This window comes from Neobacillus niacini (genome assembly GCF_036961885.1).
Classification (GTDB): domain Bacteria; phylum Bacillota; class Bacilli; order Bacillales; family Cytobacillaceae; genus Neobacillus; species Neobacillus niacini_H.
Genome location: NZ_JBALNQ010000088.1, coordinates 1 through 8,582, shown reverse-complemented (window position 1 = coordinate 8,582; position 8,582 = coordinate 1). Strand labels below are relative to the sequence as shown.

At 36.2% G+C, this 8,582-nt stretch carries 9 protein-coding genes; 5 read left to right on the top strand and 4 right to left on the bottom strand.

Features of this window, described 5'->3' with window-relative positions; genetic code table 11:
- Positions 1–519 precede the first annotated feature (519 nt).
- From V7124_RS25665 to V7124_RS25655, 3 genes are all read right to left on the bottom strand, one after another.
- Positions 520–1,176 (bottom strand): Type 1 glutamine amidotransferase-like domain-containing protein, encoded by a 657-nt coding sequence (locus V7124_RS25665; protein WP_335494708.1) that lies wholly within the window; start codon positions 1,174–1,176, stop codon positions 520–522.
- Between the two features lie 132 nt (positions 1,177–1,308).
- Positions 1,309–1,875 (bottom strand): AAA family ATPase, encoded by a 567-nt coding sequence (locus tag V7124_RS25660; RefSeq protein ID WP_335494705.1) that lies wholly within the window; start codon positions 1,873–1,875, stop codon positions 1,309–1,311.
- Positions 1,876–1,941: 66 nt separating this feature from the next.
- A complete protein-coding gene (locus V7124_RS25655; RefSeq protein WP_335494701.1) occupies positions 1,942–2,775 on the bottom strand; it encodes an alpha/beta fold hydrolase in 834 nt (277 codons plus the stop codon).
- A 368-nt stretch (positions 2,776–3,143) separates the two neighbouring features.
- Between V7124_RS25655 and V7124_RS25650 the strand changes: the two genes are divergently transcribed.
- Positions 3,144–4,337 carry an IS110 family transposase gene (locus V7124_RS25650; protein WP_335494698.1) on the top strand — a complete coding sequence of 398 codons (1,194 nt, stop codon included), beginning with the start codon at positions 3,144–3,146 and terminating at the stop codon, positions 4,335–4,337.
- A 270-nt stretch (positions 4,338–4,607) separates the two neighbouring features.
- Here V7124_RS25650 and V7124_RS25645 read toward each other — a convergent pair whose 3' ends face one another.
- Positions 4,608–5,105, bottom strand: coding sequence for an AAA family ATPase (locus tag V7124_RS25645; RefSeq protein WP_335494694.1), 498 nt, complete (start codon positions 5,103–5,105; stop codon positions 4,608–4,610).
- A gap of 396 nt (positions 5,106–5,501) precedes the next feature.
- On the opposite strand from V7124_RS25645, the gene V7124_RS25640 reads away from it, so the two are divergent.
- The 4 genes from V7124_RS25640 to V7124_RS25625 form a co-directional block, all read left to right on the top strand.
- Positions 5,502–5,951, top strand: coding sequence for a peptide deformylase (locus tag V7124_RS25640; RefSeq protein WP_335494691.1), 450 nt, complete (start codon positions 5,502–5,504; stop codon positions 5,949–5,951).
- A gap of 516 nt (positions 5,952–6,467) precedes the next feature.
- A complete protein-coding gene (locus V7124_RS25635) occupies positions 6,468–7,298 on the top strand; it encodes a hypothetical protein (RefSeq protein WP_335494688.1) in 831 nt (276 codons plus the stop codon).
- Positions 7,295–7,723 carry a hypothetical protein gene (locus V7124_RS25630; protein ID WP_335494685.1) on the top strand — a complete coding sequence of 143 codons (429 nt, stop codon included), beginning with the start codon at positions 7,295–7,297 and terminating at the stop codon, positions 7,721–7,723. The genes V7124_RS25635 and V7124_RS25630 overlap by 4 nt, the downstream gene beginning before the upstream one ends.
- A 474-nt stretch (positions 7,724–8,197) precedes the next feature.
- On the top strand, positions 8,198–8,582 hold a 385-nt coding region (locus V7124_RS25625; protein WP_335494682.1), incomplete at its 3' end, for a spore coat protein.

The following is an 8,582-nucleotide window of genomic DNA, read 5'->3' as shown; positions in this document are numbered from 1 at the left end:
CTTTCGGGGTGCAGTACATTTACGCTGCCCTTTTCACTATTGCACCCGTTAGCCATCCATGAAGCGCAAAAACCAGCGCTTCACCACAGAGAATGAAAATTGGTTTCTAGGTCGATAATGTTTTAATGGCTGGCGAAGAAGGTCGTTGAACTATGGTGCCTTTGAGCCCATCCGTTAGACTGACTCCGACGACCACGGTGTACCACCGACTGTCGCGCCCTTTATGGGTAGCACTCATGGGAGATTAATCCTTTTTTTGGTCTGTGCGCTAGCCTCTACTTAATTTGCTATAATTGGAGGTTTTTGTTTAACGATTTACCAAACTTTGGTTTTAAGACTCTTTTAATTTTCATGGGAGTTCAATAAGAATTTAATTACTTTAACTAAATATTTTGCGGAAGGGTGAAGTAGAAAAATAGACGCATATTCAACACTCGCGCAAGTTCTCCTTCACTAAATTTAAAATACAGACGGTGCATAAAGAAATTAATTCAATTAAGCCATAGCAAGTCGCTAGAACTAGAGCGTCTCATCAAATTTCTGAATCTTTGAGTCGGAAATTAAATATACATTGCCAAAAACGTCGATTTTGTCTCCTTTTACACGTACAGCGCAATCTTTGTTCGACGCATAAATATTTATTTCTTCCGATAGGGGAGATAGTTCGCTTTGAACCAGTGCCATGTTATTTTCAAGATCAAAATGAGACAGGACGGAAAAATTGTCAAGACCGATTCCGTCGTAAACAGAGCTCATTTCAACCTCATATCCAAGGTTTTTCGAGCATAACCATTTAGCGGACATGTTGATTGCTCCAGCGCTTGCTCCCATTACAACGGCGTTGCTTTTTTTAATCGAATCCGATAATTCATATTCCATCAAAAAACCATTTTGATTAAGAATATTGCCACCCAACAAGAAAATGACGGAAGCATTTTGAATTATCGTTTGGGCATCTTTCTTCTGTACGTGGTAATTAATTAAATGATACTCATCAAACATAATGCCAGCCTGATCGAGCCACGACCGTTCAGTAGCACCATCATCTTCAAAAACAGATGGATTCGAGCTAATCATAGCAAGCGATTTTCTATCAGTTATATCCTCCTGTAACGCCCTACCCAGATTCTCTGGGAAAAAATTGTTAAACCAACCTAAATAATAGTGAGTTTTCATAAGTACCCCCTCAGCTAAGTGTAAATAACATTTATTCCTTGCGTCACTCATTCTGTTTTCTTGTCACTCTCAATATGCCCGATTGTTAAACACAATTTAAACAACACTCTTCAACTATCCTGCTTCGTTAGCTTAATAACTTTCAGAAATATGAACAATTTTTTGAATAACTGAATTAACTTCCTCGCTGTCTTTAATTACAAATAAATGGTCCGCTTCACCTTCTATTGGGTCAACTACATCTTCTTTTAAAGATTCAGTCTGTTGCCTAACAAGCACTTCCTCAAAATTTGTATATGCACCCCTAAATATATTTGTGTTTTTTTGACTTTGAAGAATTCGTTTTTGAAGAACATCGTCAAGAATATCAAAATGGACCAAGATACGGACAAACTCATCAGTATTAAACAACTCTTCAAGCAAATACAATCGTCCTTTTCGACTTCGATTTGAGTTGCAAATAATAAAGTGAAAATCAGTGTGTTCTTTGGCATAATCGACAATCAGCTTTGAGAGAGAATGCTTAAGAGTATTAGGTCCGTTTTTGGGTTGTAAGTTCTTATAATATGTATTAATAAATTCTGCGTGGTTATCTTGGTCCATCACAAAAGAGTTATTTAACTGTTTTTCTAAAGAATTGGCAAATGTTGTTTTTCCAGAATGGGTTTTACCCACTGTAATAATTACTAACCTTTTCATTGCTTCAACTCCTTCTAGCATAAATTCTAGAAACAGCAAAAAAATCCCTTTAGTTGAACAAGGATTTTACCATCTTTCTTTTATCTCTTTAATAACAACTTCCGGGTTTTCCCAATGTAACATATGACTCGTATTAGGAATTAGTTTAACAGTAGCTCCTGTTTTTTGTTCAAATATGCTTGATGTTAAATCTCTATATGCATCTTGTGATTTAGGAAGGGTGGACCGGAGTAATAGAATGTTAAGATTAATAGGAAGTTTTTCATAAATATCCTCTGTTTCATCCTTGTGCATACCTCTAATGATGTTACCCGCAGTTTTACCCCTTGCGTGCCAAAAGTACTTTCCATCTTTTTTAAGCACTAAATCTTTTGCCGCAATATCTATTAAGTCTGATCTTCTAGAATCGCCATACACCGCTATATCTAAAAACTGTTCCCAAGTTTCTACATACTCTTCAAAATCCTTCTCGTAATATTCAACCTCTTCTTCCATTGAAGTAGAATTTCTTCTTTTAGTCTGGTAGCCACCATCAATTAAAATGGCTCCCAAAACTTTCTCAGAATAATTGAGTATATAGAATAAAGAAACAAAACTCCCCCAAGAATGAGATAAAAAATAAAACCTATCAATTTTTAAAATATCTACTATTTTATCCAACCAATTAGCTAAAGCAGGCATTTCATAGCTTTCTACACGAGAAAATATATCTGTTTTACCGTGACCGGGAGCATCTATGCTAAATATCTTATAATCGTTCTTTAGTTCTTCTGCAATTTCGATAAAACTAAGACTTGTACTTCCTAATCCGTGTAAGCAAAAAATTACAGGTTTATTTTCACTTCCCCATTCTGTTACGTGAACATTGATTTCCCCATCATTAATTATGTATCTCTTCAATTTTTTATCCACCTTATACCAATATGTGTTTCTTCAACAATACTGCCATTTAGCTCAATAAAAAGCACTGCCCGCAGCAACGTCTTGTTGAACTCTTGCTACCTGTTAGCCATCCATGAAGCGCAAAAATCAGCGCTTCACCACAGAGAATGAAAATGGTCACTAACCGTCAATACTGATTCTATGGCTGGGAGAGGAAGGTCGCTGAACTATGGTGCGTTAGAGCCCATCCGTTAGTCTGACTCCACCGACCACGGTGCACCACTGACTGTCGCTCCCTTACGGGAAGCACACATGGTAGATTAATCCTATTCTGGTTGTTGCACCAGCCTCTAATTATAATGATCGCCGTAGAAAGGATGTTTTCAATGGATGTAGTCATTGAAAGAGCATGCGGTATGGATGTCCATAAAGACAATATTACTGCCTGTATTATGACCCCTGAAGGAAAGGAGATTCAAACGTTTTCTACTAAAACTGTATTTCTATTACAGTTGGTTGACTGGATTAAACAACATAATTGTACACATGTCGCCATGGAAAGCACGAGTGTATATTGGAAACCTATTGTGAATTTACTAGAGGCTGAGGATATTGAGTTTTTAGTGGTGAATGCCCAACATATGAAGGCTGTTCCAGGACGTAAAACAGATGTAAAAGATGCAGAATGGATTGCCAAACTTCTTCGTCATGGACTACTAAAAGCTAGTTATATCCCAGACCGAAATCAACGTGAATTGCGTGAACTCGTCCGCTATCGTCGGAGTATTATCGAAGAACGTGCAAGACAACACAACCGAATCCAAAAGGTATTAGAAGGTGCGAATATTAAGTTGGGATCTGTTGTTTCAGATGTGTTGGGTGTTTCTGCCAGAGATATGCTTGACGCAATTGCCGATGGTGAAGAGGATCCTGAAAAACTAGCAAACTTCGCTCGACGCACAATGAAAAAGAAGAAAGAAGAACTGGAACTCGCACTTAGAGGTTATATTAATTCGCATCAACGTCTTATGCTAAAAACCATTTTAGGGCATATCGATTTTTTGACTGATCAAATTGAAATGTTGGACCAAGAAGATGTGGAACGATTGGATTCCATTCCTGGTATAGCGACAAGGATGGCTGAGCAAATCCTATCCGAAATTGGCACTGATGTTAAAAAACAGTTCCCAACTGCAGCTCATATGTGTTCCTGGGCAGGATTGGTTCCAGGACAAAACGAGAGTGCTGGAAAAAGAAAATCAGCCAAAACAAAAAAAGGAAACAAGTATTTGAGATCCGCATTAACGGAAGCAGCTCATTCAGTAAGAGGATCAAAGAACTATCTTGGGGCATTGTATAGGCGTACTGCTTCACGAAAAGGCAAGAAGCGTGCAGGGATTGTCGTCGCTCATGCGATGTTACGTATCTCTTATTATCTCTTAACCCGAAAAGAAATGTATGTAGACTTAGGCGAAGACTACTTTGATAAGCAGAGACAACAATCAATTGTTCGACATTCATTAAGACGACTCGAAAGTTTAGGATACACAGTTACGTTAGAAGAACCTAAAGCATCTTAATCCAGGCATTTTTAGACCGACCATAAATACATGAATTTGGCGCTCTCCCCTTTTTAAAAAATGAATGAGCTGCGTCCTCTTTAGTATTGCCTTTTTTCCTGAATTACAGAAGTTTATTTTCATGGTAGTTTAAGTGTACCACTTCACAAAGTTACATCGATTTTAACATATATACATTGAAACTTTTCTTACTCACATTTCATTTTATATCATATAAAGCAGTTCCCAGAACAAAAGGGACTCTATACACACGAATCATTGAACTCCTTGTTATTCTTTTCCGCTAAACTCTAAAATATTTAAACCCTCAGATGCCTCTGGTGCTTCAAAAAATTTAGTAACATGAATAAACACCGCTTCCGTGTCAAAAGCTGCTCTTTCGGGTTGTTCGTTACGCCTTTGTGCAATTTGACGTAAGCATTGCTCGTTATTTAGATTAAGGAAAATTAGTTGATGGCTTGCATTGACCTCTGACACCATATCCCAAAACCACTTTCGCAGTTTTTGAGTGTTAGCTGGAAAATCCATCACTACATCTGTACCGACACTTAATATGTTTTGGACATGCTTTTTCACCAACGGCTTGAGCTGCGCTGCGAATTTTAGATAGTCCTCAAATGATGCAATCTGATTGGGATAAAGAGATGAAAGCCATTCATCCTCAGACAACAGTACCGCATGTTTATCTATCGCCAATTGTTTTGATTTAGTTGATTTTCCAGCTCCCATTTTTCCGCAGAAAAAGTATAGCGTCCCCAATTGTTTCATATGTTTAACCCCCCGCGCTTATTTTAATTTAAACTTTTTACTTCGTTAGTTCCCATAGACATTCTCCTCTTATTAATATTTAGATGTTAAGATTTATATCAAATTTACTTATTCTACCAATTTCATTTATATTCCTTCTTTAACAAACCTGTTTACTTTAGTTCAATAAAAAAGAAGGCTGCCACAGCAACCCTTTGATCCATTAAAGAATTACTATAAACCATTAAAAACCTGTATTGATTTATAAATCGATACAGGTTTTTTAATAATGTCTATTGTCAAATTTGATTTCCTATTATTTTTTTCTTCCGTTGGAATATATTTTATAAAGGACTTTTTTTGAAAATATTTCAAAAATTTTTGTAAAAATATTTTACTCAGGCGAAAGGTGATGATATGTTTTCCATTCTTACATTTCCAAACCCAATTTTGTTTCAAAAAGCAATGGATGTTGAACACATTTATAGTGTAACTCCACTTTTGAACGAAATGAAAACGTTCGTGGAAAATTCGCCACATGTATTAGGAATTTCATTACCGCAAGTCGGCGTATCAAAACGGGCTTTTGTTGCTCGATTTACAACAGGAACAGAAATTTTAATCAATCCAAGTTTTGATATACTTGATCCAACACCCAACTCATTACCATCTGGCGAAGGATGTATCTCTCTTCCAGGGATTATAGGGATTGTTCAGCGCTACCTCATTATAAGGATTTCCTATTTAACAATCTTTGGTGAAAGGATATTCCGTGAGATTGACGGGATGGATTCGATTATATTCCAGCATGAATTTGATCATTTGGAAGGAATTCTTTTTACAAGCAAAACTTTGCAGGCATTTTAAAAAGGCAACGGATTTTGGGGCTGTTGACAAAATAATAGGATTTTCTAAAACCTGAATAGAATTTTTTCTATGCAGGTTTTTTATTTGGGGAATTTTTTATGATGGGTCTTAAAGATGAATATTAAAGTAACCTTGATTTTATTGATTTAAATGTGTTTGTTCCTTCAAATCATATTCTTCGTCAAATTAATGAAAAAATAGATTTCTGCCACGGTAGTGGAACAAGAAAAAATTACTGCCGTAGCGATCACATCATCTTGAACAAAAGCACCCGTTAGTTTAAGTGCAATCCTTCACAATCTCTTTCTACACCTTAATATAACTCCAATTTAAATGTGTTGCTCCAGAATCTCATTGATTAGAAAAAGGCACCTTCTTATTAAAGAAAGCGTTTGATAGTGGTAGTTCATTGATTTAATCTTATTCCAACTTTATCTTAAGGAAAGGATACCACTCTAAAAAATTGCACAACATAACTTTATGATAAGTAAAACGACCATAAGGGTGAATGTTAATATGAAAAAAACAAGGGTAACTACATTATTAGAACTATTGAATGCTATTTCTGAAAATGTGCCACAAGTTTTAGAAGTACAAGGTTCCATTCTTTCCCCTCATTCGATTGCTATGCCTGAAGGCTATCATTTAACTGGAAAAAATATCGAATCATGTATAGTAAGCTTTAATAATAGTGATGGTTTTGGAGTGACTCGCAACAATACCATCTCAAACCTAACTGTAATGACAAAACAAACAAACCGAGCCATTTATACAGTGTGTGGCATTCTGGATATGGGGAATCTTGTCCTTGAAAATTTGCATATTTCAGGTCAGGTTTCCATTATTTCCAGGCAAGGAACGGACAGGATTAATCTTTATGGGAACAACATCCATATTACCTCTTGCGATTCGAGGCATTACAGTGAGCAACCACAAAAGTATGGAGTTAATGTGTACCAAGGGGCAATGACTGTATACAATTTTAATTCAGATCCTAACAGTCAAATTGATTGCAAATTAACAAACATCTCCATAGGTATTAAAAATGCTCCTGTAATTGGCTCAGGTATTTTTGTTTGCGGTTTTGGCGATGAAGGTGGCAAGGTTAATTTAGAAGCACTAACTACAGGTGCAATCTATTCAAATGGAATGCTGCCGTATGGGACAGCTGATATTATTACCGCAGCAGTATTTATTGTGTATGGTGTGGAAGCAAAAATAGTTGAACATCATGACGAGATTGTGACTTACGGTGTGAATGATATGGTTCTGGATACATGGGGAAAAGTTGAAAAGTGGATTAGCCATGGTCAGGTTATTATGGACCAAGCGGCATCGGATTTGTGAATTTTGGAACAGTAAAAGATTTCTTGGCACAGGATATTATTACATATGGATTAGGAGCAAGAGGGTTTAACCAATATGACGGTACAGTAGAAAATATTAAATTTAAATCCATCACAACCTATGGGGATGGTTCCATTGGTATACAAGTCAGTAAGCCTATTGGAAATATGATTATTGAAGAAAATGTCACAACCTATGGCTCTGTTGGCAACTCTCTAGTTAAAGGCGTAATCATGAAACTTGCGGCAAATGCCGTAAGTATTAAATCAGGGGGCAAAGTCGAAAATTTGACCGTTAATGGAGACATTATTACGCACGGTGATGGTGTTACAAGTTACGCATTAGAAGGCGGAGAAGTGAAGGAACTTAACATTGGGGGTAAAATCATCGCTAATGGTAAAAATTCGAAGGAAAGCACAAAATAATTGCAATAAGTGTGCCATTTTAATTTCCTAATATAGCTAAATTAGTAGGTGTTGGCTGCTGGGACTTGGTTTTCCGCAAATAGCCTCCTTAGTAAATGAGTTTTTGATACTAAGAAGGCTATTTGGGAAGTGCAAAAAAGCAAATTTCTTTGATAAAAGGAATTTGCTTTTTATGTGTTATCGTTTATGCATTAATTTATTCGATTTAATGGTCCGATTGATGAACACAAGTTAAACACCACTCTTAAACTAAACTGCCCCGTTACTCCAATAAGAAAAGGGATAGAAGCTGCGATCCCCTGTTCAACTCTTGCACCCGTTAGCTTATGTACATTTCTTTAAGAGAAGCGAATATCGACATTATTAATAATATTGAGCACAAAAATTCCACTTTTTAATCAGGAAGCTTGTCCAATCTAAAAAGCCTTAAAATGAATAGATTATGGTGTAATCAAATTATTAGGAGGCAAAAAAATGGTTCTGAACACTAACGACAAAGACGTTAAGCTTGAGGATAAAGAATTTTTCAATAATAAGGTAGAAAATGCCCAAACGGAATCTCAAGGATTAGTGATTAAAAAATCACACAATATTGAAGTTGTTCAAACTGAAGCACAAGGTTTAGTATTGGTACAAGCATCACTTAAGGCTGCAATTGAAGCAGTTATAGTTGTCTTTGGTAAAGATGATACTGATGTGAAAAATTTAGAAAAAATTTCTCAATCTATCGAAAACTATCAAATACAACAACAATCAATTCACATTGAAGAATCAGATGGAATAAAAGTGACTCAAACGGAACTTCAATTTGAAACTGTAGTTCAAGCAGTAGTGAAACTCTTAACACAATTAGTTGTAA

What these genes read in the sequence shown, in the direction of transcription:
- V7124_RS25665 (WP_335494708.1), bottom strand. Translation starts at nt 1,176, where the DNA reads ATGAAAACTCACTATTATTTAGGTTGGTTTAACAATTTTTTCCCAGAG.
- V7124_RS25645 (WP_335494694.1), bottom strand. Translation starts at nt 5,105, where the DNA reads ATGAAACAATTGGGGACGCTATACTTTTTCTGCGGAAAAATGGGAGCT.
- V7124_RS25635 (WP_335494688.1), top strand. Translation starts at nt 6,468, where the DNA reads ATGAAAAAAACAAGGGTAACTACATTATTAGAACTATTGAATGCTATT.
- V7124_RS25660 (WP_335494705.1), bottom strand. Translation starts at nt 1,875, where the DNA reads ATGAAAAGGTTAGTAATTATTACAGTGGGTAAAACCCATTCTGGAAAA.
- V7124_RS25640 (WP_335494691.1), top strand. Translation starts at nt 5,502, where the DNA reads ATGTTTTCCATTCTTACATTTCCAAACCCAATTTTGTTTCAAAAAGCA.
- V7124_RS25650 (WP_335494698.1), top strand. Translation starts at nt 3,144, where the DNA reads ATGGATGTAGTCATTGAAAGAGCATGCGGTATGGATGTCCATAAAGAC.